This window comes from Halarchaeum nitratireducens (genome assembly GCF_014647155.1).
Classification (GTDB): domain Archaea; phylum Halobacteriota; class Halobacteria; order Halobacteriales; family Halobacteriaceae; genus Halarchaeum; species Halarchaeum nitratireducens.
This window is the reverse complement of sequence record NZ_BMOQ01000004.1, coordinates 18,669-42,623: the sequence shown is the minus strand read 5'-3', so window position 1 is coordinate 42,623 and position 23,955 is coordinate 18,669. Positions and strand designations below refer to the sequence as shown.

Here is a 23,955-nt window from a genome sequence, read left to right as displayed (position 1 = left end):
GCTCCCCGCCGGTGTGACACGGCTCACTCCGATTCCGTCTTCTTCGTCCACTTCTTCTCGACCTCGGCGTTCGCGCGCACGACGACACCGTCGTCGACCGCGAAGCGGGTCTTCCGGAGTTCGATCTCCGTCACCGTCCCGTCGGTGTCGCCGGCCACGACGCGGTCGCCGGGGTTGAAGTCGGGATCGCGCAGGAGGTAGACGCCGGCGACGGCGTCCGCGAGCATCCCGCTGAGGGCGTAAGAGACGCCGAGCGCGAGGAAGCCCGAGGCGGTGCCGAGCGCGGCCGCGATCCCGGGGAGCCCGACGAGCGTGAGGAACGCGAGGAGCGCGCCGAACCAGAGGAAGACGCCGACGATCGTGCGGACGAACTGGACGTAGATCGGCTGGTCGGTCGTTCGCGAGACGACGCTCGCGGCCGCCCACACCGCGATTCGGATGCCGACGGCGGCGAGGAGGAGGAAGACGATCCCCGTGATGAGCTTCGGGAGCGCGGCGACGATCCCATCGATGAACCGCGAGAGGGTGTCCGTGACGATAGTCGTGAGCGATAGCACGCACGGATCGTCGGGTGGACCGGACAAATAGCTACGGCCCGGTGTGGTGGTATCGGTGCGTTACGCCGTCGGCGGAGCGCGCGCGACCTCGTAGTCGCCGTCCTCGGCGACGCCGATGATCGCCCACTCGGCGTCGTGCTCCTCGGTCGAGAGCGCGCGTTCGAGGCGCTCGACGTGATCGTTCCACGTGACGAAACAGCGCATCCGATCGTCCCCGTCGGTTCGCACCTCGTCGGTCACGGCGAGCACGTCGATCTCCTTCCACTCGCGTGCGGCGCGGAAGCTGTTCTCCGCGTCGCCGGTCACCTCGTACCCGAGGTCGGTGAATATCTCGCGCGCTTCGTCCGACGGTGGTATGGCACTCGATACCATCTATCACGATATTTGTGCGCATGGGTAATAACTGTTGTCACGCTCGACGTGGTGGCGCGCCGCTTGGTCGAATCGCTGGATACCGTCTCTCGCGTACGAACAGAGGGTTTTGTGTGCGAAGAGGGTTTTCTCGGCCGTTCGAGTCGGCCCCTCCTCCGGACGGGCACCGGTCGAAGCGACAGGTCGAGGCGGTTCCGAAGCGCCGCGGTGTTCCGTCGCGGGAGCTCCGGTCGCGTCGATCGACGGGCAGCGAACGCGGTCTCGATCCGTCGCAGTCGGGCGAAACGCGCGTCGTCACGCACGACCGCTCCCGGGGGCGTAGTATTATGTCGATCCGTGATCGACGGAGTGACATGGAACCGACGCTCGACACGGTACTGGTCGCGCTCAGTCCGGCGATAACCGACGAGAACGCGGATCGGCTGCTCGACGCCGCGATGCGGGTCGCCGGACCGGCCGAGGCGACGGTCGTGCTGACCTACGTCGTCACGGGCGAGGAGTTCCTCGACGCCGCCGAGCGCCTCGGCCACGAGGGGGCGAGCCGAGACGACGCCGACGACGTCTTGGCGGACCACGAGACGATCGAGCGCCTCGGCGCGACGCTCGACGAGCACGGGATCGACTACGAGGTCCGCGGCGCGGTCGGCAAGGTCGCGGAGGAGGTCGTCGCGGCCGCCGGCGAAGTCGGCGCGGATCAGGTCTTCGTCTGCGGGCGGCCGCGCTCGCCGACGGGGAAAGCCGTCTTCGGCAGCACCGCCCAAGACATCATCCTCGACTCGCCGTGCCCGGTGACGTACGTCGCCGCGCACTCCGAGTAGCCGGCGCGTTCGATCCGGCCCGTCCCGGAACACCTAACCGCGGTTCGCGTCTCTTCTCGCGTAATGGTAGACTGGACGGAGAAGTACCGCCCGACGACGCTCTCGGAGGTCCGCGGGAACGACTCGGCCCGCGACGACCTCAAGCAGTGGGCGGAGACGTGGGACGATCACCGGGAAGCCGTCGTCGTCCACGGGAGCCCCGGCGTGGGGAAGACCTCCGCGGCGCACGCGCTCGCCAACGACATGGGGTGGGACGCGATCGAGTTGAACGCGAGCGACACGCGCACGAAGGACGTCATCGAGCGCGTCGCTGGCGAGGCCGCGAAATCCGGCACGCTCGGCGGTGGCACCGGCGGTCGAAAGCTCGTCATCATGGACGAAGCGGACAACATCCACGGGAACGCCGATCGCGGGGGCGCGCGCGCCGTCACGCGCCTCGTCAAGGAAGCGACCCAGCCGATGGTGCTCATCGCCAACGAGTACTACGACATGTCGAACGCCCTCCGGAACGCCTGTCAGGAGATCGAGTTCCGCGACGTCGGCAAGCGCTCCATCGTCCCCGTCCTCCGCGACGTCTGTCGACGCGAGGGCGTCGAGTACGAGGACGCCGCGCTCTCGGCGCTCGCCCAGAAGAACGCGGGAGACCTCCGGTCGGCGATCAACGACCTCCAGGCGCTCGCCGAGGAACGCGAAGTCCTCACCGAGGACGACATCGTCACCGGTGATCGAGACACCACCGAGGGCATCTTCGACTTCCTCGACGACGTCATCAAAGAGAAGGGCGCACAGGAGTCGCTCTACGCCGCCTACGACGTCGACGAGACGCCGGACGACCTCCTCAACTGGGTGGAGGACAACGTCCCGAAGGACTACGGCAGGGCCGAGCTCGCGGACGCCTACGGTTTCCTCGCGAACGCCGATAAGTGGCTCGGGCGCGTGCGCGCCACGCAGGACTACTCCTACTGGCGCTACGCGACCGACAACGTCGCCGCCGGCGTCGCCGCCGCCCGCCGCGAGCCCAAAGGCGGGTGGACGCGCTACGGCCCCCCGTCCTACTGGTCGAAGCTCGGCCGGACGAAAGGCACGCGGAACACCCGCGACTACGTCGCCCGCAAGATCGCCGAGAAATCGGGGTGCTCGATGGCGAGCGCCCGCCGCGAGGTCATGCCGTTCCTCGCCGCAATGACGCATCACTGCAAGCCCCGCGAGCTCACCGTGGCGATGGCCGCCGCCTACGACCTGGAGGCAGAGCACGTCGCGTTCGTCACCGGCAGCGGGAAGGACACGAACAAGGTGGCGGACATCGTCGCCGACGCCGAGGCGTCGAAGGCCGAAGCCGCCGTCGAACACTCCGGGGGCGCGTTCGCCGGGCAGACGGACGTCGACGCCGACGTCGAGGCGAAAGAGGATACAGCGGAAACCGACGAAACGGGCGACGAGGCCGACGTCTTCGTCGACGAACAGGAGACGGACACGAAGAGCGACGACGCCGAGGACGACGACATGCAGAGCGGCCTCGACGAATTCTTCTAAACGACCTTTTGCAGCGCTCGGCGCGGCTTCGCCGCGCCTGCGCTTGCAAAAGCTCGACCAAAAGCCAACGTCGGGATCTCCGGTCCCTCCTCGGCCTCGCGCTAACGCGCGAGGGAATCGGCGACCTACCGGGGTCTATCGACCCGCTCGGTCGCCGAACACTACCGCGTGGAGGGTTCGATGTAGACCCTCGGTCTTACGCGCCGACTTCGTGGCGGACGTGCGTTGCAAAGAGGATGAATGCCACGGCTCCAGTGTACCAGATGACGAGGGCGGCTGTCACGCGAGTGGACGTGTTGAGGTAAGCGATGAACGCAAGAATGCCAAGGTTGACCCCCATGAGACCAATGAAATCACCGACCTTGTCCGTGCGCTCGGTGAATCTCGTTCGATACCGGAAGACGGTACTAGAGTAGGCAGACGCGAAGTACGCTACTCCTGCGTATGTTCCACCGAGACAGCCCGCAACGTACCAATCAGAGACGAGCAAAGCGTAGACGGCGGCAGCGACGAGGACGCCGACACCGAGTGCGACAGGGAGGGCGCGGTTCATACGGTTTGTCTAGTATCCCAGCATATAGTCAGTTCGTCCGCATACGGGCCTTACAATACGATGATACTGGTATCGTCCGATACACACATAGACCGAACGAACCACGGAGGATAGCATCCGCGAGCGAGCGGTCGTTAGGACCCGGTAGGTCGCCGGTTCACTCGCGCCGGAGGCGCGAGGCGGCGAGACCACCGAAGGTGGCCGACGCCGCTTTTGGCCGAGCTTTTGCCAGCGAGCGAAGTCATTCGAAAGGCGCTTCGCGCTTTCATGATGATGAGAGACGGCGACACCGTCTCTCGAACCACGAGCGCGGCAAAAGGTCGATTTACAGGGTTTCGTCCAGTATGAGTCGCGTCTTCGTCGTCGTAACGTCGTCGAGTTCGCGCGTCTTGGTGATGAGTTCGTTGACGCGGCCGGTGTCGTCTGCGTCGACGACGACGACGATGTCGAGTTCGCCGGAGACCTGCCAGACGAAATCGACTTCGGGCCACTCGGCGATCTGATCGCCGACGCGGTGAGTGTCGACGTCGACGGCGACGTCGACTTCGATCATCGCCTTGACGTTCCCCGTGCTGGTCGAGATGGTGAAGCGCTCGATGACGCCGTCCTCCTGCAAGCGCTCGACGCGGTTGCGGATGGTACCCTCGCTGACGCCGAGTTCGTCACCGATCTCGGTGTAGGGGGTCCTGGCGTCGCGTCGGAGGACGTCCAGGATCTGCCGGTCGAGGTCGTCCATACGGGACGGACGGCGTGGCGTGCGAAAGGAGTTACGAATTTCGTAACGACGCTACGAAAGCAAGGCTTATTGTCGGGAGGTGCGTTCGCTTCTCGTAATGTCGGACGCCTACCTCGCCCTCGAAACGGGGGACGTAGTCGAAGCGCGTGCACGCGCCCCGGGTGCGGCCCAGGGCGAACTCGTGTTCACGACCGCCTACACCGGGTACGAGGAGAGTCTCACCGACCCCTCCTACGAGGCCCAGGTGCTCACCTTCTCCTACCCCCTCATCGGGAACTACGGCGTCCGAGAGGAGCGCTTCGAGTCTGATCGCGTCCACCCCTACGCCGTCGTCGCGCGCGAGATGACCGACGACGTCGCCGAATGGCTCGAGTCGGAGGGCGTTCCCGCCGTCGACCACGTCGACACGCGCGATCTCGTCACGGACATCCGCGACCGCGGCGCGATGAAGGTTGGCGTCTCCGCCGGCCCCGACGCCTCGCCCGAGGAGGCGAAGGCGCAACTCGACACGTGCCCGCACATGAGCGACATCACGGACATCGGCGCGGACGTCAGCGTCGACGAGCCGATCCACCACGAGGGATCCGGTGCACGCGTCGCGCTGATCGACTGTGGCGCGAAGGGCTCCATCGTCGACTCGCTCACCGCGCGGAACGCCGACGTGCACGTCCTCCCCTACGACACCACGCCCGAGGACGTCGAGGCGCTCGATCCGGACGTCCTCTTCATCTCGAACGGCCCCGGCGATCCCGCGAACTTCGAGGCGGCCCGGACCCTCGTCGAGCACTTCACCGGCGAGCTCCCCATCGCGGGCATCTGCCTCGGCCAGCAGGTCGTCGCGCGCGCCCTCGGCGGGACGACGGAGAAGATGGACTTCGGTCACCGCGGGGTCAACCAGCCCGTCCTCGACCACGATACGGGACGGGTCGTCATGACGACGCAGAACCACGGCTACACGGTCGCCGAGCCCGGCGACCTCACCGTCACGCAGGTGAACGTCAACGACGACACCCCCGAAGGCCTCGACAGCACCGAGTACGGCATCCTCACCCGCCAGTACCACCCCGAGGCGAACCCCGGCCCGCACGACACCCTCGACTTCTTCGACGAAGTTCTCGAACTCGCGGAGAGCCGGCAAGTCACCGCGTAAGCGCTCGAACGCGCGGCTCTCTCGGATTCCGGCGGTCCTCCGAAGTTTCCTGTCCCGACTCGCGCGGCGAGCGACGGCGCTCGATGACGCCGCGCGAGTCGCGCTAGCCGTCTGGGGACGATCCGCGAAAAGAGCCGTCGTGGGAGGAGACGAGGTACCGCCCGCGAGGCGTCAGTCGCCGCCCCACGTGGTGTTCGTGATGGGGCGGGAGCTGACGGAGGCGACGTCGAGGTCGTCCTCGCGGTGGGCGAGGGCTTCGAGGCTCGCCTCGGCGCTGGCGATCGTGGAGATGTAGGGGAGTTCCTCCTCGATGGCGGTCTGGAGCGCGTGGACGTCGTCGCCCACGTAGAGGTCGAGTTCATTCTGCCGGATCGCCTCGGGAACGTCGTCGAACGCGCGGACGTCGTAGTAGTCGTCGAAGCCGTCGAGGTCGAAGTCCACGACGGCGACGCCGCCCTCGGGAAGCGGGTTGCCGGCCGCGGATTGGGCCTTCTCGTAGGCCTTCCCGAAGCTCCGGGCGGTCCCCATGACCTCGCCCGTGGACTTCATCTCGGGACCGAGACGCGGGTCCGCGCCCTCGAAGCGATCGAACGGGAGGACGACCTCCTTGACGCTGAACTGCTCGGGGACGCCCTCCTCGACGCCGAGGTCGGCGAGCGAGTCGCCCGCCATGACCTTCGCGGCGAGCTTGGCGATGGGGACGCCGGTCGCCTTCGAGACGAACGGAACGGTGCGCGATGAGCGGGGGTTCGCCTCCAGCACGTAGACTTCGCCGTCCTTCACGGCGAGCTGGACGTTGAGCAGGCCGACGGTTTCGAGCGCGCGCGCGATCTCCTCGACGACCTCGCGGACGCGACCGAGCGTCTCGTCGTCGAGGTTGCGCGGCGGGATGACGCAGGCCGAGTCACCGCTGTGGACGCCGGCGGCCTCGACGTGCTCCATTACGCCGCCGATGAGGACGTCCTCGCCGTCCGAGACGGCGTCAACGTCGAGCTCGACGGCGTCCGCGAGGAACTCGTCGACGAGGATCGGCTTGTCGGGGGCGACCCGGACGGCCTCCTCGATGTACCCCTCGAGCTCCGCGTCGCTGTGGACGACGTCCATCGCGCGCCCGCCGAGGACGTAGGACGGCCGGACGAGCACGGGGTAGCCCAGATCGTGCGCGAGGTCGAGGGCCTCCGCTTTGCTCGTCGCCGTGCCGCCGTCCGGCTGGCTGATTCCGAGGCCGTCCATCAGGACGTTGAAGCGATCGCGGTCCTCCGCTAAGTCCATCGCCTCGACGCTCGTCCCGAGGATTTTTGCACTTAGCCCGCGCCGGTCGATCTCGGCTTCGAGCTCGTCCGCGACGTTCACGGACGTCTGGCCGCCGAACTGGACCATCACGCCGTCGGCGCCGGTTGCCTCGACGACGTCCGCGACCTCCTCGGCGGTGATCGGCTCGAAGAACAGGCCGTCGCTGGTGTCGTAGTCGGTCGAGACCGTCTCCGGGTTGTTGTTGACGACGTGGGCCTCGACGCCCTCCTCGCGCAGCGCGCGGACGGCGTGGACGGAGCAGTAATCGAACTCGACGCCCTGTCCGATGCGGATGGGGCCGCCGCCGACGACGACGACCGAGTCGGTGTCGTGATCGACGCGGAGCTCGCCGCCCGCGGACTCGCCCTCGAAGGGTCCGCTGAACCACTCGGGCTTGCGCGAGGAGTAGTAGTACGGCGTCTGAGCTTCGAACTCGCCCGCGCAGGTGTCGACCTGCTTGTAGGTGCGCCCGGGGACGTCGGCCTCGACGTCCGCGACGCTCACGCCCGCGCCGTCGGGGCGCGCTTCGGGCCCGTCGGCGGAGGCCTCGGCCTCGACGTCCGCGGGCAACCACGACGGGTGCGTGTCGTCGAACGCCCCGCCGGCGAGCGCCGTGATCTCGTGGTTCGTGAAGCCCTCGATGGCGGCGTCGGTGAACGCGCCGTCTTTCGCGCCGTCGGCGGCGTCGGCGATCCGCGCGAAGCGCTCGACGTACCACTCCTCGATGCCGGTGAGATCGACGACTTCGTCGATCGTGAAGCCGCGGTCGAACGCCTCGAAAATCGCGTAGGGGCGATCGGGGCTCGGGCGCGCGACGTACGTCTCGGCGAGCTCGTCGTCCGAGAGGCTCGCCCAGTCGACATCGGGTTCGTACTCGCTCGAACGCATCGCCTTCAACAGCGACTCCTCGAAGGTGCGTCCGATCGCCATCGCCTCGCCCGTGCTCTTCATCGCGGTGCCGAGCGTGAAGTCCACGTTGTCGAACTTGTCCTTGGGCCAGCGCGGCACCTTCGTGACGACGTAGTCGATCGCGGGCTCGAAGGCGGCCGTCGTCTCGCCCGTGATCTCGTTCGTGATCTCGTGGAGGCGCTTGCCGAGCGCGACCTTCGCGGTGACGCGCGCGATGGGGTAGCCGGTCGCCTTCGAGGCGAGCGCGGAGGAGCGCGAGACGCGCGGGTTCACCTCCACCACGCGATACTCGCCGCCCGGCGTGCCGTCGTCGCGCCACGCGAACTGGATGTTACAGCCGCCCTCGATACCGAGATCGCGGATGACCTCCAGGGCCGCGTCGCGCATCTCCTGGTGACCGTCGTCCGGGATGACCTGCGACGGCGTGACGACCGTGGACTCCCCGGTGTGGATGCCCATCGGGTCGATGTTCTCCATGTTGCAGATGATGACCGTGGAGTCGCCGGCGTCGCGCATCACCTCGTACTCGAGTTCGACCCAGCCGGCGATGGATTCGGTGATGAGCACCTCGTCGTTCCGGGAGAGGCGCAGGCCCTTGCGAACGCGCTCTTTGAGGACCTCCATGTCCTCGACGACGCCGGAACCGGAGCCGCCCAGCGTGTACGTGGTCCGCATGATGACCGGCAGTCCGCCGACCGATTCGACGGCGTCCTCGACGCGCTCGCCGAGCGCGTCCGCGTCGAGGTCCTGGACGCTCTCGCCCTCGTCGAGGCTGATGGTGGTCGAGCGCGCGACCGGCTGGCCGAGGTCGTGCATCCGCTGGCGGAAGAGCTCGCGGTCCTCCGTCGCGTAGATGGTGTCGAGGGGCGTCCCCATGATCTCGACATCGTACTCGTCGAGGACCCCCTCTTCGGCCAGTTCGGCGGTGACGTTCAGCCCCGTCTGCCCGCCGAGGCCGGCGATCACGCCGTCGGGTTCCTCTTCGGCGATGACCTCCGCGATGGCGTCGGTGGTGATGGGTTCGATGTACACCTCGTCCGCCATCTCGGGGTCCGTCATGATCGTGGCGGGGTTGGAGTTGACGAGGACGACTCGGGCCCCTTCCTCCTGCAGGGCGCGACACGCCTGCGCGCCGGAGTAGTCGAACTCTGCCGCCTGACCGATCTGTATCGGGCCGCTTCCGATGAGGAGGACGGTCCGGTCGTCACTCATGTCTATCGGAGACGAGTGCGTACATCGTAATAAGCGAACCGAAACGGTGCAAATCTCGTAACCGGATTTCGAAAATCGTAATCAGCGGCGACGGCGGCGGGGCCGCGCGTGACGCCCGTTCGCGCTTCCCCCTGTGCGCCTCACGCGGGCGCGTCGTACTCGTCCCGCCAGTCGCGGTTTCGCCGGTAGCGCTCGACGAACTCCGCCACGTCGAAATCGAGCATCTGCTCCTCGAAGTCGCCCCGCGCGGCGTCGTCGCGCGCGTGGCTCACCGCGTGCTCCATCAGCTCGACGACGAGCTCGACGACGTGCTCGTGGAGCGTCCGCGCGTCGAAGGCCGTCGCCCACAGCATCGCGTAGCCGACCCGCCCGTCGTCGGTCGCGTCGACGACGGTCACGTCGTCCGGGAACTCCTCCAGCACGCTCCCCATCAGGTGGGGGGTGCCGAACGCCTCGAAGGCGTCGTCCTCCCCCACGCTCACCGTCTCGCGCAGGACGTCGACGACGGCCTCCGGCACGAAACGCGAGGGCGGATGCATGTCCATCACGACGGCGTGGCGCTCGCCGCAGGCGCACTCGTACTCGCGCATCCCGAGGTCGAACGCCGAGCGGTGGACCGTCTCACCGCAGGGGAGCGCCACGGTCCCGTCGTCCGGGGCGGCGTCGTCTCCCGATCCACCGCGGTCGCCGTCGCCGCCGGCGTCCGGCACGCGCGGTCCCGTATCGGTCATCTACGGCCAGTCGTCGCGTTCGGGTTCGCCGCCCTCTGCCTCGGCCTCCGCGGGGTCGCCGAGCTCCCACCCGGCGGCCTCGGCGGCGTCCTCGACGGCGAGATACTCCCATCCCGTCTCGGCGGCGAGCGCCTCGTCGGCCTCGCTCGTGCCGACGAAGACGTGCCGATCGGTCTCGAACTGGCTCTTTACGTTCTCCAAGCTCTCGCGTTTGTCCTTCGGGCCGGAGAAGAAGTCCTGTCTGATCCGGCGCTTGCGCGTGAAGTTCGTGACGACGTACGTCGGTTCGTCGCTCACGACGCCGACGTACTCCGTCCACTGTCGGGCGTCGGCGAACGCGGTCCCGGGCTTCACGAGTCGCTTGAGCGCGGCCAGCTCGAAGGCGAGCGTCATGTCCGTGCTCCCGCCGCTCATGCTCATAGGTACGAAAGGGCCGCTCGCGTGGAAAACGGCTTCGGTCGGGGCGATAGCGCCCACGCACGCGGGGCCGACACCGCGCGGTGTGGCGATCCCGTCGCGCGTCCTCTCACCGATCGCATCGGCGCCGTCCGCGCGGCGGCGTACGCGAAAAAAGCGCGTTTCGCCGTGACTCCCTACAGATCGACGTCGAGCTCTTCGAGCTCGAAGTTCTGCTGGAGGAGGACGTCGGATTGGTCGGCGACGTCCGCCTCGGCGCGGATGAGCTGTTTGTACTTCGACTGCGGGGCGAGGTCGCCGATGAGGACGCCGCCGATGAGCTTCCCGTCCTCGAAGGCGAGACGCCGCCACTCCGTCTCCGAGTAGCGCCGTTCTGCGTGCTCGTCGCCGTCCGTCGGGAAGCCAAAGGAGAGGAACGGGAAGTCGAAGTGCGTGATGGAGTAGGAGGAGACCCAGCGGAACGCCTCGACGTCGTCCTCGACGTCGTCGGCGGTCATCGCGTGCCCCGCGACGGACCCCTGCTGTTTCGCGGAGCCCCACGAGCCGTTCTGCGCGTGCGTGTCGCGGATCGTGTCGTAGAAGCGCGTGATGTCGCCGGCCGCGTAGACGTCCTCGGCGTCGGTGCGCATGTACTCGTCGACGACGATGCCGTTATCGATCGTCACGCCCGTGTCCTGGAGGAACTCGACGTTGAAGTTGAGGCCGATGGCGATGCCGACGAAGTCCGATTCGTAGCGCCCGCCGTCGCCGCCGAGCGTCGCGACGACGTGCCCGTCGTCGTCCGTCTCGAAGCCCGACGCGCCGGACTCGAAGACCGGCTCGATGCCCTTCTCGGCGAGCGCGTCGTGGATGATCTCCGCGCCGTCCTCGCTGAGGGCATAGCGCCACCAGCGGTTGCCGCGCATCAGGTATTTCGCGTCGATGTCCTGCCCGGCACAGATGGCCGCGAGGTCGATCCCAAGGAGGCCCGCGCCGACAATAACGCCCGAGTCCGCCTTCTCGGTGTGCTCCCGGATGCGACGGGCGTCCTCGAACGTCCAGAAGTGGTGGATGCCGTCGGCGTCGCTGTTCTCGACGGGGAGCTGTGTGGGTGTCCCGCCGGTCGCGACGAGCACCGCGTCGTACGCCAAGTCGTCGCCCTCGTGCGTGTGGACGACGTGAGCGTCGGTGTCGATGTCCGTGACGAGCGTGTTGAGCCGCAGGTCGATGTCGCGCTCGTCGTACCACGACTCGTCGTGGATGGAGATCGGCGCCTCGGGGAGTTTCCCCTTGGCGAACTCCTTGATGAGGATGCGGTTGTAGAGGGCCTCGCCCTCGTCGGTGAGGATGGTGACGTCGGCGTCGGGTTCGCGCTCGCGGATCGTTTCCGCCGCGGAACTCCCCGCGACCCCGTCACCGATGATCACGAACGACTGACTCATAACTGGCACTGTGCGTTCCGGGTTAAAGTCGATTGCTATCCGTTGTCGGTTCCGGCACTCGTTACCGCTGTGTGTCACGGAATCACCGCGATGGGTGGGTCTTTGTACGTCGCATCCCATAGTCCGCGTATGAAGCTGCGGCAGAACGTCACGCACTTCGCGGCGCAGAAGGCCTTAGAGATGCCCGGCGTCGGCGACGTCGTCCACGAGAAGCTCGTCGACATCCACGTCTCCGTCTTCGGCGGGTGGGCCGACCCCGAGTACCGCGAGGAGCGGATCCCCCACCTCGAAGCGTTCTTCGACGCCAGCACCGAGATGTACCTCACCGCCCTGCAGGACGGGTTCGACGAGGCGACGGCCCGCGAGATGACGCACGTCGTCGCCACCTTCGACTTCTACAACCACGGCTGGGCGGAGATGATGGAGTACCCCCCGGAGGAGATCGACGCCCACTACGAGCGCCACCGCGACTTCTTCGAGGCGCACGGGATCACCGTTGAGGACCCACTGGGTGAGTTCGCCCCCGAAGGCGGACTCCCCGAGGCCACCGCCACGCCCGACCGCCTGGAGGAGGGGGAGTTCCCGCACGCCGAAGCCGGATTCGCCGACGACGTCTACGTCGAAGACGGCGACGGCGAGACGAAACGCGGGAGCCAAGCGGTACCCGAGGGCGTCGACGTCGACGACGCGCCCGGTGCGGGCGAGCGCTGAGCGGCCCGGCACTGGCGCCCGAGCGCCCACCGACGGTACCCGTCAGCGCTCCGTGATTCGGTCGGCGACCTCGTAGCCGGCGACGATCCCACCGTTCAGCGAGCGCTCGGGATACTGCGCCTCGCTCGCCATCCCCGCGTAGTAGACGCCCGGTGCGCCGTCGTCTGCGAGGTCGTAGGGCACCACCATGTCGAGGTAGCCGCGCTCGTAGATCGGCGCAGTCCGGGGGTTGCGCGCCGTCTGTACCCAGTTGACCGACTCGCGATCGAAGTCGGGGAACAGCGCCTCGATCCCCTCGATCCACGTGTCGGCCACCTCGTCGTCGTCCATCGCCCACACGGGATCCTCGGGGCTCTGGACGTACTTCGGGACGTAGAGGAGGTGTTCGCCGCCGTAGTGCGATTCGTCGATGAAGTTCGTGTGCTCGATCAGCGCGCCGAAGGGCGCGTCGTCCGCGACGTTCAGCCAGTACGTGTCCGTGAGCGACTCCGACATGGAGATCACGGAGCAGACCGTCCCCTGGAACTCGATGTCGCACTCGTAGCCCGTGAGTCCTTCGAGGACGTTCGGCATCGCCGCGACGACGACCGACTCGACCTCGTGCGTCTCGGTCGTCCCGTCCCCGGATTCGGCGGTGAGCGTCTCCACGCCCGCTTCGCCGAACGAGAGGTCGGTCACCCGGGTGTTCGTCTCCACGGTGTCGCTCCCGACGTCCCGGAGGAGCGCGTCCAGCAGGCGGCCGAATCCCCCGCGGAGATACCCGAGGGGTTCGCCCTTCAGCAGGTCGCGCTCCCCGCGGAACTTGATGCGACCGAGCAGCCACGCCGCCGAGACGTCCTCCGCGCGCTCGCCGAACTTCGCCTCCAAGAGCGGCTCGAAGAACGTCTCGTAGACGTTCCGCGTCGTGTGCTCGATGCAGAACTCCTTCACCGGAACGTCCTCGTACTCGCGGAGGTCCTCGTAGGAGTCGAACGTCGGGATCCCCCCGCGCACGTCGACGTCGAGGACGAGCATCCCCAGCCGGAACGTGTCGTAGAGACTCCAGTAGGGAAAGGAGAGGATCTCCCACGGCTTGTCCATCGGGTGGATCGTTCCGTCGATGTAGTAGGCGTTCTTCCCGATCGGCCACGTCAGGTCGTCGCCGAGGCCCAGCTCCTCGATCAGTTCGACGATCGTCTCCTCGGAGCCCGAGAGGTGGTGGTAGAACTTCTCCAAGCGATCTCCGCCCGTCTCGTACGTCGCCGCGAGCCCGCCGACCTCCTCGGACGCCTCGAACACCGTCACCTCGCGGCCCGCGGCCTGGAGTCGTCGCGCCGCCGCCAGCCCCGCGATCCCGCCGCCAACGATCCCGATCATACCACCGATTCAGGGAGAGCCGGGGTTAGGGTTTCGGAACGACCTTTTGCAGCGCTTGGCGCGGCTTCGCCGCGCCTGCGCTTGCAAAAGCTCGGCCAAAAGTCCGCGAGCCTCCCGATGGTCGGCTCTTGACCTCGCCTACGGCGAGTGAACCGCTTCGCTCGGGCTTTCCAAGCCGCTCGCTCGCGGACGCTAGCCTCCGTGGTTCGGTTGGTCCACGTGCGAGTTTAGCGTCCGCGAGCGAAGCGAGCGGTTCACCGTCGGCGAGGCCGACGGCTCTTTTTCACCCGTGTTTTTGCCGCGAGCGGTCGGCTTCGCCGTCCCGAGCGGGAAAGAGATGGTTCGCTACGCTTTTCAGCCCCCACACGGTACGCCACGGCATGCTTACGGTCCGTGCGCCTGCGACGAGTGCGAACCTCGGGAGCGGGTTCGACGTGTTCGGCGTCGCGCTCGACCGCCCCGCGGACGTCGTCACGGTCGAACGGGCCGAGGAGACGACCATCGAGGTCTCGGGGGCCGGCGCGCAGTACATCCCGGAGGATCCGGCGAAGAACACGGCGGGCGTCGTCGCCCGCGAGCTCGACGCGCCGGCGCACATCCACATCGACAAGGGCGTCCGTCCCTCCTCGGGACTGGGGTCCAGCGCGGCGTCGGCGGCGGCGGCCGCGGTCGCGCTCGACGCGCTCTACGAACGCGGGCACACGGCGGAAGACCTCGTCCGCGTCGCCGCGGAGGGCGAGGCCGCGGTCTCGGGGGAGGCGCACGCGGACAACGTCGCGCCGTCGATCCTCGGCGGGTTCACGATCGTCCGCGACGACGGCGTGCTCAGTATCGACGCGACGGTCCCCCTGGTGGCGTGCCTCCCGGAGATCGTGGTGTCGACGCGCGACGCGCGCGGCGTCGTCCCGCGCTCGGCCGAGATGGCGGACGTCGTTCACACGGTCGGGAGCGCCGCGACGCTCACGGCGGGGATGCAACGCGACGACCCGGCGCTCGTCGGACGCGGGATGGACGAGCGCGTCGTGACGCCCGCGCGCGCGAGACTCATCGACGGCTACGACGACGTCTGCGCGGCCGCGGCGGACGCGGGCGCGACCGGCGTCACGGTCAGCGGCGCGGGGCCGGCGATCCTCGCGGCGTGTCACCCCTCGCGTCAGCGCGCCGTCGCCTCCGCGATGGTCGAAGCCTTCGAAGAGGCCGGCGTCGACGCGCGCGCCTATCGCTCCTCGGTGGGGCGCGGCGCGGAGATAATCGAGCGCTGAGAGTCGGAAAGCGCGTTTAGAGGCGCTCGACGATGGCGTTCGTCACGTCCGCCGTCGCGGCGTCGCCGCCGAGGTCGGGCGTCCGCGGCCCGTGCGCGAGCACGCCCTCGACGGCGTCCCGGACGTCGTCGGCTTCGTCCCCGTAGTCGAGGTATTCGAGGAGCATCGCGGCCGAGAGGACGGTCGCGCAGGGGTTGGCGACGCCCTGCCCGGCGATGTCCGGTGCGGTGCCGTGGACGGGCTCGAAGAGCCCGCGCTCCTCGCCGATATTGGCGGAGGGGAGGAGGCCGAGGCCGCCGACGAGGCCGGCGGAGAGGTCGGAGAGGACGTCGCCCGCGAGGTTCGGGCAGACGACGACCTCGTACTCCTCGGGGCGCAGACAGAGGTGCATGGCGAGCGCGTCCATCAGCGCCGCGTCCGTCTCGACGCCGTTCTCCTCGGCGACGCGCTGGACCGTATCGCGGAAGAGGCCGTCCGTCTCGCGCATCACGTTCGCCTTGTGTGCGACCGTGAAGCCCTCGGGGGCGAACTCGCAGGCGTACTCGGCGAGGCGCTCGCTCGCGGACTGCGAGACGACGCGCGTCAGCGTCGAGACGTCGTCCGTGAGTCGGGCCTCGTGACCGGCGTAGACGCCCTCCGTGTTCTCGCGGAGGAAGACGACGTCCATCCCGGGTTTGAGCGCGTCGACGCCCGGGTAGGTGCGCGCGGGCCGGACGTTCACGAAGGAGTCGACGGCGTCGCGCAGCGGGAGGATGACGTCCGCGGCGCTCTCGCCGGCCGCGCCGAACAGCGTCGCGTCGGCGTTCGCGGCGAGGTCGCGCGTCTCCTCGGGAAGCGGATCGCCGCCCTCCTCGGCGACGTGATCGCCCGCGGTGGCCTCGACGAACTCGAAGTCGACGCCCGTGGCCTGCAGGACGTCGACCGCGGCGGGAACGACCTCCTGGCCGATGCCGTCGCCGGGGATGACGACGATCTCCTCAGTCATCCGACTCCACCCGGGGGAGCGATTCGGACTCGATGTACGGGAGGGACTCCGCGACGTCACGCGTCGCGGCCGCGTTCGCCTCCATCAGCGCCGTCGTGTCCCAGACGCCTTCGACGAGCGCCTTGTGCTGGGCCTTATCGACGGTCGCGTTCAGCTCGTTGCTGCCGTACTCGACCGTTTCGCGCACGACGTCGACGTGGAGCTCCTCGTCCGGGTGATCGTCCACCCACTGCTGGAGGGCGTTGATCGACTCGTGATCCGCGGTCAGCGTCGGGATCCCGAGCGCGAGGCAGTTGCCGGCGAAGATCTCCGCGAAGGACTCCCCGACGATCGCGTCGATCCCCCAGCGCATCAGCGCCTGCGGGGCGTGCTCGCGCGAGGATCCACAGCCGAAGTTCGAGTTCACCACGAGGACGTTCGCGCCCTGGAAGCGCTCCTCGTTGAACGGGTGGTTCTTCTGGTTGTCCTCGTCGTCGAAGCGCTGATCGAAGAAGGCGTACTCGCCGAGGCCGTCGAACGTGACGACCTTCATGAAGCGCGCCGGGATGATCTGGTCCGTGTCGATGTCGTTCCCGCGGATCGGAATGCCGGTCCCCGTCACTTCCTCGACGGTGTCGGCGGGCCCCTCCTCGACGTCGCTCACGCCAGGGTCACCCCCGCCATCTCGCGGACGTCAGTCACTTCCCCGGTGACGGCGGCGGCGGCGACCATGCGCGGGTTCATCAGGACGGTACGGCCGTCCTTCGAGCCCTGCCGGCCGATGAAGTTCCGGTTCGACGACGACGCGCAGGCCTCATCGCCCTGCAGTTGGTCGTCGTTCATCCCGAGACACATCGAACAGCCGGCGTCGCGCCAGTCGAAGCCGGCCTCCGTGAAGATCTCGTCGAGGCCCTCGGCCTCCGCGGCAGCCTTCACGCGCTGGCTGCCGGGGACGACGAACGCGCGCACGTCGTCGTCGACCTCGCGGCCCTCGACGACCTTCGCGGCCGCGCGGAGGTCCGGGAGGCGGGCGTTCGTACACGAGCCGAGGAAGGCAACGTCGATGTCGTAGCCCGCCATCGTCTCGCCGGGTTCGACGCGCATGTGCTCCTGCGCGCGTCGCGCGACGTCCGCGTCGCCGGACTCCATCTCCTCGGGGTCCGGGATGGGGTCGGTGATACCGATCCCCTGTCCGGGCGTGGTCCCCCACGTGACGACCGGTTCGAGGTCGGAGGCGTCGATGGTGACGACGTCGTCGTACTCCGCCGTCTCGTCCGTGCGGATGGACTCCCAGTACTCCTTGTGGCGCTCGAACTTCTCGGGGTCGTCGGCGTACTCGTCGGTCTCCGCGAGCCACTCGTAGGTGGTCTCGTCGGGGTTGACGTAGCCGGCGCGCGCGCCGCCCTCGATGGACATGTTGCAGATGGACATGCGGCCCTCCATCCCGAGGTTCTCGATGGCCTCGCCGCCGTACTCGTAGACGTAGCCGACACCGCCGTCGGTTCCGAGTCGGCGGATGATCTCGAGGATGATGTCCTTCGCCTCGACGCCGGGGCCGAGTTCGCCCTCGACCTCGATGCGTCGGACCTTCTGCTTCTCCATCGCGATACACTGCGTCGCGAGGACGTCCCGAATCTGCGAGGTGCCGATGCCGAACGCGACGGCGCCGAACGCGCCGTGCGTCGCCGTGTGCGAGTCGCCACAGACGATGGTCTTGCCGGGCGTCGTGATGCCCTGCTCCGGCCCGATGACGTGGACGATCCCCTGGTTGCCCGTCGTCGGGTCGTCGAACTCGATGCCGGCGTCCCGGACGTTCTCCTCGAGTTCCTCCATCATCCGCTCGGCGGCGTCGTTCTTGAACGGCCGCGAGCGGTCGTCCGTCGGGACGATGTGGTCGACGGTCGCGTGCGTCAACTCGGGGTAGGCGACGTCGATGTCGCGCTCGCGCAGCATCCCGAACGCCTGCGGGCTCGTCACCTCGTGGATGAGGTGGAGGCCGACGAAGAGCTGGGTCTGGCCCGTCGGGAGCGTCGTGACGGTGTGCTCGTCCCAGACCTTGTCGTAGAGCGTGCCCTCGCTCATACGCGCCCCTCCGTCGGGACGGCCGTCGTGGCCTCAGTCATCCGCAGACACCTCGGCGACCTCCTCTTCGTCCTCGGACTCCTCCTCGGCCCACGCGAAGAGCTCGCGGAGGCGTTCGCCGACCTCCTCGATGTCGTGGTTCTCCTCGCGGGCGCGAAGCTGCTTGTACTTCGGCCGGTTGGCCTGGTTCTCGGTGATCCACTCCTGGGCGAACTCGCCGTTCTGGACCTGCTCGAGGACCTCCTCCATATTCTCGCGAGCTGTCTCGTCGACGACGACGGGGCCCTGCGTCAGCCCGCCGTACTCGGCGGTGTCGGAGACGGAGTCCCACATCTCCGTCAGCCCGCCCTCGTACATCAGGTCGACGATGAGCTTCAGCTCGTTCAGTACCTCGAAGTACGCCATCTCGGGGCTGTAGCCCGCGTCCACGAGGACCTCGTAGCCCTGCTTGACGAGCGCGGTCGCCCCCCCGCAGAGGACGGCCTGCTCGCCGAAGAGGTCGGTCTCGGTCTCCTCGCGGAACGTCGTCTCGATGACACCGGCTCGCGCGCAGCCGATGGCGCTCGCGTACGCGAGCGCTTCCCCCTTCGCGTCGCCCGTCTCGTCCTGGTAGACGGCGACGAGGCCGGGCGTGCCTTCGCCGGCCTCGTAGTTCCGGCGGACGAGGTGGCCCGGGGACTTCGGCGCGACCATCGTCACGTCGATGCCTCCTTTCGGTTCGATCTGGCCGTAGTGGATGTTAAAGCCGTGCGCGAACTGGAGGGTGTCGCCGGCCTCGAGTTCGTCCTCGATCTGGTCGTAGACGGCGGGCTGGACGGTGTCGGGGACGAGGATACTCACGACGTCGGCCTCGGCGGCGGCCTCGACGGGCGTCGCGACGCGCAGGCCGTCATCCTCGGCGGCGCTCCGGGAGGCGGAGCCCTCGCGGAGGCCGACGACGACGTCGACGCCGGACTCGTGGAGGTTCTGGGCGTGGGCGTGGCCCTGACTGCCGTAGCCGAGGACGGCGACGGTCTTGTCCGCGATGTACTCCGCGTTCGTGTCTTCTTCGTGATATACGGGCTGGGTGAACTCTGTGTCGTCAGTCATCGGTAGTAGTGTCGTCGTATGCGGTGAACTCGGTGCCGCCGGCGAGCGCGGCGGTGCCCGTGCGGGCGACCTCGCGCACGCCGAATCGTTCGAACGCCTCGACCGCGGCGTCGATCTCTGCTTCCGTGCCGGTCAGCTCGACCGTCACGACCTCGGGGCCGGCCTCGACGGCCTCGCCGCCGTACATCTCCGCGACGGCCGCGACGCCCGCCGGGTCGTCGTCGCCGACCTTGATGAGCGCGAGCTCGCGCTCGGTCGCGGCATCGAGCTCGCGAACCGCGTGGACGGGGACGAGCTTTCGCAGCTGGCGCTTGACCTGCTCGACGCCGGGGTCGGTCTCCTCGACGACGATAGTCATGCGCGCGAGCCCCTCGGCGGCCGTCGGGCCGACCGTGAGGCTCTCGATGTTGAACTGGCGGCGCGCGAACAGCCCGGAGACCTCGGCGAGGACGCCGGGCTCGTGATCGACGAGCGCCGACAGCACCTCGCGTCTGACCTCGGGTTCGGCCTCCGCCTGCGGGTCGATGCGGATGCCCTGTTTGTTCCGGCGGCCCGACGGGTGCGGGCGCTCCTCGGGCGCGGGCCCGGGGAGTTCACCGGTCATCGCCGCTTACCTCCGGTCGAGTCGGTGTACGTCGTGCTCATAGGTGCTCCTCCTGCAGGGCGAAGCGACCGTTCGCGCCGCCGCTCGCGACCATCGGGTAGACGTCCTCTCGGGGGTCGATGTGACAGTCGATGACGCTCGGGCCGTCGTAGTCGCGCGCGGCCGCGATCGTGTCCGCGACGTCGTCGTAGTCGTCGAGCGTGAAGCCCTCCGCGCCGAACGCTTCGGCGAGCGTAGCGAAGTCCGGCCCCCACGGGTACTCGGAGGCCATCCGGCGGCCCTCGAAGAAGGCGTCCTGCCACTGTCGGACCATCCCGACTGCCTCGTTGTTCAGCACGCAGACCGTCAGGTCGAGGTTCTCGCGGACCGCGACGGAGAGCCCTTGGACGGTCATCAGGAAGGAGCCGTCGCCGTCGAAGCAGACGACCTCTTGGTCGGGGGCGGCGACCTTCGCGCCGATGGCGGCGGGGAGGCCGTACCCCATCGTCCCGAGGCCGTGACTGGAGATCCACGTCCGGGGCTCGGTGAACGTCCAGTACTGGACGGCCCACATCTGGTGTTGGCCGACGCCCGTCGTGACGATGGCGTCGGCGTCCGTCGCCTCGTCGAAGGCCTCGACGACGAACTGGGGCTTGAGCGGTTCGTCCTCGGGGGCGTCGTAGTCCATGGGGTACTCCTCTTTCCAGTGACGACACTGGTCGCGCCACCCCTCAGCGTCCGGGGCGCGCGGCAGCGCGTCGTCGAGCTGGCGCAACACCGTGCTCGCGTCGCCGACGAGCGGGTAGTCCGCGTGGACGTTCTTCGAGATCTCCGAGGCGTCGATGTCGACGTGGATGACCTCGGCCTCGGGCGCGAACGTGTCGACGCCGCCGGTGAGGCGATCGTCGAAGCGCGTGCCGACGCCGAGTAGCACGTCGCAGTGCGTGATCGCCATGTTCGCGTAGCCGGTGCCGTGCATGCCCGCCATCTCCATGGCGAGGTCGTGGGTCTCGTCGAAGGCGCCGACGCCCGGCATCGTCGTGATGACCGGGATGCCGTGGTCGATGGCGAACTGCCGCAGCTCGTCGGTCGCCTCGCCCTTGATGACGCCGCCGCCGGCGAGGATCGCGGGTCGCTCCGCGTCGGCGAGCGCGTGCGCGGCGCGGCTCACCTCCTCAGCGTCAGCCTCGTCGGGGACGACGTGCGTCTCCGGCCCCTCCGCGGGACCGGGGCGCGCGACGTCCTCGGCGTTCGAGACGTCCTTCGGGAGGTCGACGAGCGTCGGCCCCTGTCGGCCGTCGCGGGCGAGCGCGAACGCCTCACCGACGGTGTCGCCGACGGTGTCCGGATCGCTCGCGAAGTAGCTCGATTTCGTCACCGGACGGGTGATCCCCGTCGTGTCCGCCTCCTGGAAGGCGTCGTTGCCGACCATGTCGGTCGCCACCTGCCCCGTCAGGGCCAGCATCGGCTCCGAGTCCATGTCGGCGTCGGCGATGCCGGTGACGAGGTTGGTGGCGCCGGGGCCGGACGTCGCCAGGCAGACGCCCGGCTCGCCCGTGACGGCGCCGTACGCGTCGGCGGCGTGGGCCGCGCCCTGTTCGTGCGCCATCGTGACGTGGTGGATGTCGCTCTGGTAGAGCGCGTCGTAGATGGGCATGATCGCCCCGCCCTGCACGCCGAAGGCGGCCGTCACGCCGGCGTCCTCTAGTGCGGTCACGACGGACGACGCACCCGTCGGTAGCGTCTCCGCCTCGCGCTCAGTGGTTCGTTCTGGTTCGCTCTCGCTCATTGTGTGGTGTGTGTAGTGCGGTCGCTGGTCGGTCGATCGGCCGGTACTGACGGTCGGGGAGGATGAGGAGAGAGGGGGCTTACGCCCCTACGATGAACGTCGGGACGGCGGCGACGACGCTGCCACGGGGTCGGCCGGTCTGCGCGGTCGGTCGTCGCATGGTTATCGGACGTAGGCGTCGCTCCTATTTGAACCTTCCCGGCCGCGCAAGCGTTGCCGAACGAGGGCATGACGTCTCAGGCCCTCACTTCGGCCGATTCGCGCTCGATGCCGACGTCCGCCGCGAACTCGTGGAGGTCGTCCGTGGTGACGCGGCGTTTGCCGGCGGCGTGCTCCTTCACACGCTTGGTGACCGCCACGACCTCGTCGTCGGTCGGCGCGTAGCCGGCCTCCTCCAGGTGTTGGCGGACCGCGTTCGTCCCCGTGTGTTTCCCGAGGACGATCGAACGCTCCGCGCCGATCATCTCGGGGGTCATCACGCCGGGCTCGAACGTCTCCGAGTTCTCGATGACGCCCGCGGCGTGGATGCCGGACTCGTGGCTGAAGGCGTTCTTCCCCACGACGGGCTTGTTGTCGGGGATCGGAACGCCGGACTTCTCGGCGACCACCTCGGAGAGCTCGGCGATCCCGGTCGTGTCGATACCGGTGTCGACGCCGTAGAGGCTCTCGATGGCCATGACGACCTCCTCCAAGGAGGCGTTCCCGGCTCGCTCGCCGATGCCGTTGACGCTCACCTGCGCCTGATCGGCCCCGGCGACGATCCCCTCGACGGCGTTCGCGGTCGCCATCCCGAAGTCGTCGTGACAGTGCACGTCGATCCGGGCGTCCGTGTGCTTGCGCACGTACTGGACGAGGTCGGCGAACCGACTCGGGGTGGCGATCCCGACGGTGTCGGGGAGGTTCACCCAATCGACGCCCGCCGAATCGACCGCCTCCAATACCTCGGCGAGGTACTCGGGGTCGGTCCGGGTGACGTCCATCGGGGAGTACATGACTTCGACACCGGCGTCTGCGACCTGCTCGACCGCGGCGACCGAGCGAGTGATGACCTCCTCGCGGGTGGTGTGCATCGAGTCCTCGATCTGGATGTCGCTGGTGGACGCGAAGACGTGCACCATGTCGACACCCGCGTCGATGGCGGCCTCGACGTCGGACTCGACGACGCGCGCCAGCCCGCAGGTCGTGGCGTCGGTCGCCTCGGCGACATCGCGGACGGCCTCGAACTCCGCCTCGGAGTTCGCGGGGAAGCCGGCCTCGATGACGTGGACTCCCATCCCGTCGAGCAGCGCCGCTATCTCGCGCTTGTCGTCGTAGTCGAACGACGTGCGTGGCGTCTGCTCGCCGTCGCGGAGTGTCGTGTCGAAAATCCGTGCGTCGTCGATCTCGTCGTTATTGTGGGCTAATGTGCCCTGGAAGAACCCGTTCCCCCGGACTCGCACCGGGAATGTCGTTAGATGACATCGTGTACGTGTGTCAAATTCGGCCAACCATATAAGGATATCCCTCTCGTCTCGTCGCCGGCCGCGGCACGACTCAAACGACGCCGAGTCCGACGCTCGCCACGAGGACGCAGGCCCCGCCGATGACCGTGCTGACGACGGCGTGCGTCCGGAGGGCGTCGAGGAGCGCGTGGTCGTGACCGTCGTGGTCGTGGGTGACCGCGTCGTGGATCTCACCGCCGACCTCGCAGTCCGGGAGGAAGTCCATGGCGATGTGGAGGAAGACCCCCGCGGCGAAGCCGAAGACGACGGCGTCGACGCCGGGGTTCGGCGGGACGTGGAGGAGCGAGACGGCGACGGCGGCGATTCCGACGGCCGCCGCCGGCAGTAACATGGGAGTGACCGGGCGGCCGTCGAGGCGGAGGCGACGCGCGGCCGCGTAGCCCGCGGGGCCCTTGTGCGAAACGATGGCGAGCCCGAGAACGGCGCCCAGCTCCGGCATCGTGGCGTAGACGGCGCCGATGATGACGCCGGCCGCGAGCGCGTGCGCGGTGAGCTGCGCCGCCGTGCGGTCGATCGGAAGCCGTCGGTGGGAGAGCCGGTGGCCGATGGTGTGAGCGCCGAAGCCGGCGACGACGCCGGCCGCGAGCCCGAAGCCGGCGAGCTTCGGCTGGTAGCCGACGGCCTGCGGAACGAGGAAGACCGCGGCGCTCGTCACCATCGCGCCGCTGGCGAGCCCGTAGCCCCAGACGAGGCCGCGGGCGCTTCCGTCGTGCGCGCGCTCACCGAGGAGCGCCCCGCCGGACATCGCGGCGAACGCGACCCAGCCGATCCCGACGACCTTGCCGCCGCGGCCGGCCGCGAGCGCGACGGCGGAGAGCACGCACAGGAGGACGACGGCGACGGCCCCGAGGGCGACTGCGGGGCGGCGGACGGAACGAACGGAGAGGGTACTCGGCACGATTACTAAATCCACCC

General features: G+C 68.5%; 22 protein-coding genes. 5 read left to right on the top strand and 17 right to left on the bottom strand.

The window, feature by feature from the left end:
* Positions 1 to 23: 23 nt before the first annotated feature.
* Together IEX91_RS07080 and IEX91_RS07075 are read right to left on the bottom strand one after the other, a co-directional pair.
* A complete protein-coding gene (locus IEX91_RS07080; RefSeq protein WP_188877995.1) occupies positions 24 to 557 on the bottom strand; it encodes a mechanosensitive ion channel domain-containing protein in 534 nt (177 codons plus the stop codon).
* A gap of 60 nt (positions 558 to 617) precedes the next feature.
* Positions 618 to 929 carry a DUF7116 family protein gene (locus IEX91_RS07075; RefSeq protein ID WP_188877994.1) on the bottom strand — a complete coding sequence of 104 codons (312 nt, stop codon included), beginning with the start codon at positions 927 to 929 and terminating at the stop codon, positions 618 to 620.
* A gap of 353 nt (positions 930 to 1,282) precedes the next feature.
* Here IEX91_RS07075 and IEX91_RS07070 point away from each other — a divergent pair, with 353 nt between their 5' ends.
* Positions 1,283 to 1,747: a universal stress protein gene (locus tag IEX91_RS07070; RefSeq protein ID WP_188877992.1), complete on the top strand. Its 465-nt coding sequence runs from the start codon at positions 1,283 to 1,285 to the stop codon at positions 1,745 to 1,747.
* Positions 1,748 to 1,810: 63 nt separating this feature from the next.
* Positions 1,811 to 3,280 carry a replication factor C large subunit gene (locus IEX91_RS07065; protein WP_188877990.1) on the top strand — a complete coding sequence of 490 codons (1,470 nt, stop codon included), beginning with the start codon at positions 1,811 to 1,813 and terminating at the stop codon, positions 3,278 to 3,280.
* A 196-nt stretch (positions 3,281 to 3,476) separates the two neighbouring features.
* Here IEX91_RS07065 and IEX91_RS07060 read toward each other — a convergent pair whose 3' ends face one another.
* Positions 3,477 to 3,833 carry a hypothetical protein gene (locus IEX91_RS07060; RefSeq protein WP_188877989.1) on the bottom strand — a complete coding sequence of 119 codons (357 nt, stop codon included), beginning with the start codon at positions 3,831 to 3,833 and terminating at the stop codon, positions 3,477 to 3,479.
* A gap of 325 nt (positions 3,834 to 4,158) precedes the next feature.
* Complete coding sequence (locus IEX91_RS07055) at positions 4,159 to 4,569, bottom strand: Lrp/AsnC family transcriptional regulator (protein ID WP_188877988.1); 411 nt, start codon at positions 4,567 to 4,569, stop codon at positions 4,159 to 4,161.
* A gap of 97 nt (positions 4,570 to 4,666) precedes the next feature.
* Between IEX91_RS07055 and carA the strand changes: the two genes are divergently transcribed.
* Entirely contained in the window at positions 4,667 to 5,719 is a 1,053-nt protein-coding gene (gene carA / locus IEX91_RS07050) for a glutamine-hydrolyzing carbamoyl-phosphate synthase small subunit (RefSeq protein WP_188877986.1), read from the top strand.
* 171 nt (positions 5,720 to 5,890) lie between these two features.
* Here the strand turns inward: carA and carB are convergent, their stop codons facing one another.
* The 4 genes from carB to IEX91_RS07030 all read right to left on the bottom strand — a co-directional run bounded on the left by carB (position 5,891) and on the right by IEX91_RS07030 (position 11,702).
* The gene (gene carB / locus IEX91_RS07045) at positions 5,891 to 9,133 is read right to left on the bottom strand and encodes a carbamoyl-phosphate synthase large subunit (RefSeq protein ID WP_188877985.1); all 3,243 of its coding nucleotides are present in this window, start codon (positions 9,131 to 9,133) and stop codon (positions 5,891 to 5,893) included.
* Positions 9,134 to 9,273: 140 nt separating this feature from the next.
* Positions 9,274 to 9,864 (bottom strand): DUF5815 family protein, encoded by a 591-nt coding sequence (locus IEX91_RS07040; RefSeq protein WP_229772820.1) that lies wholly within the window; start codon positions 9,862 to 9,864, stop codon positions 9,274 to 9,276.
* On the bottom strand, positions 9,865 to 10,284 hold the full coding sequence (locus IEX91_RS07035) for a DUF7124 domain-containing protein (RefSeq protein WP_188877984.1): 420 nt from the start codon (positions 10,282 to 10,284) through the stop codon (positions 9,865 to 9,867).
* A 173-nt stretch (positions 10,285 to 10,457) separates the two neighbouring features.
* A complete protein-coding gene (locus tag IEX91_RS07030; RefSeq protein ID WP_188877982.1) occupies positions 10,458 to 11,702 on the bottom strand; it encodes an NAD(P)/FAD-dependent oxidoreductase in 1,245 nt (414 codons plus the stop codon).
* Between the two features lie 129 nt (positions 11,703 to 11,831).
* Between IEX91_RS07030 and IEX91_RS07025 the strand changes: the two genes are divergently transcribed.
* The gene (locus IEX91_RS07025; RefSeq protein ID WP_188877981.1) at positions 11,832 to 12,413 is read left to right on the top strand and encodes a DUF6149 family protein; all 582 of its coding nucleotides are present in this window, start codon (positions 11,832 to 11,834) and stop codon (positions 12,411 to 12,413) included.
* 42 nt (positions 12,414 to 12,455) lie between these two features.
* Here IEX91_RS07025 and IEX91_RS07020 read toward each other — a convergent pair whose 3' ends face one another.
* A complete protein-coding gene (locus IEX91_RS07020; RefSeq protein WP_188877979.1) occupies positions 12,456 to 13,769 on the bottom strand; it encodes an NAD(P)/FAD-dependent oxidoreductase in 1,314 nt (437 codons plus the stop codon).
* A 380-nt stretch (positions 13,770 to 14,149) separates the two neighbouring features.
* On the opposite strand from IEX91_RS07020, the gene IEX91_RS07015 reads away from it, so the two are divergent.
* Entirely contained in the window at positions 14,150 to 15,031 is an 882-nt protein-coding gene (locus IEX91_RS07015; protein ID WP_188877978.1) for a homoserine kinase, read from the top strand.
* Positions 15,032 to 15,047: 16 nt separating this feature from the next.
* Here IEX91_RS07015 and IEX91_RS07010 read toward each other — a convergent pair whose 3' ends face one another.
* From IEX91_RS07010 to IEX91_RS06975, 8 genes are all read right to left on the bottom strand, one after another.
* Positions 15,048 to 16,016 carry an isocitrate/isopropylmalate dehydrogenase family protein gene (locus tag IEX91_RS07010; protein WP_188877977.1) on the bottom strand — a complete coding sequence of 323 codons (969 nt, stop codon included), beginning with the start codon at positions 16,014 to 16,016 and terminating at the stop codon, positions 15,048 to 15,050.
* Positions 16,009 to 16,659: a 3-isopropylmalate dehydratase small subunit gene (gene leuD / locus IEX91_RS07005; protein ID WP_188877976.1), complete on the bottom strand. Its 651-nt coding sequence runs from the start codon at positions 16,657 to 16,659 to the stop codon at positions 16,009 to 16,011. Before leuD ends, IEX91_RS07010 begins: the two co-directional genes overlap by 8 nt.
* The gene (leuC, locus tag IEX91_RS07000) at positions 16,656 to 18,077 is read right to left on the bottom strand and encodes a 3-isopropylmalate dehydratase large subunit (RefSeq protein WP_188877975.1); all 1,422 of its coding nucleotides are present in this window, start codon (positions 18,075 to 18,077) and stop codon (positions 16,656 to 16,658) included. Before leuC ends, leuD begins: the two co-directional genes overlap by 4 nt.
* A 33-nt stretch (positions 18,078 to 18,110) precedes the next feature.
* Positions 18,111 to 19,166, bottom strand: a complete 1,056-nt coding sequence (gene ilvC, locus IEX91_RS06995) for a ketol-acid reductoisomerase (protein ID WP_188877974.1) — start codon at positions 19,164 to 19,166, stop codon at positions 18,111 to 18,113.
* The gene (ilvN, locus tag IEX91_RS06990) at positions 19,159 to 19,770 is read right to left on the bottom strand and encodes an acetolactate synthase small subunit (RefSeq protein WP_188877972.1); all 612 of its coding nucleotides are present in this window, start codon (positions 19,768 to 19,770) and stop codon (positions 19,159 to 19,161) included. The genes ilvC and ilvN overlap by 8 nt, the downstream gene beginning before the upstream one ends.
* Before the next feature lie 37 nt (positions 19,771 to 19,807).
* Positions 19,808 to 21,538: a biosynthetic-type acetolactate synthase large subunit gene (ilvB, locus tag IEX91_RS06985; RefSeq protein ID WP_188877971.1), complete on the bottom strand. Its 1,731-nt coding sequence runs from the start codon at positions 21,536 to 21,538 to the stop codon at positions 19,808 to 19,810.
* Positions 21,539 to 21,774: 236 nt separating this feature from the next.
* Entirely contained in the window at positions 21,775 to 22,977 is a 1,203-nt protein-coding gene (locus IEX91_RS06980) for a LeuA family protein (protein WP_188877969.1), read from the bottom strand.
* Positions 22,978 to 23,071: 94 nt separating this feature from the next.
* Positions 23,072 to 23,938 (bottom strand): ZIP family metal transporter, encoded by an 867-nt coding sequence (locus IEX91_RS06975; protein WP_188877967.1) that lies wholly within the window; start codon positions 23,936 to 23,938, stop codon positions 23,072 to 23,074.
* Between the last annotated feature and the right edge of the window lie 17 nt (positions 23,939 to 23,955).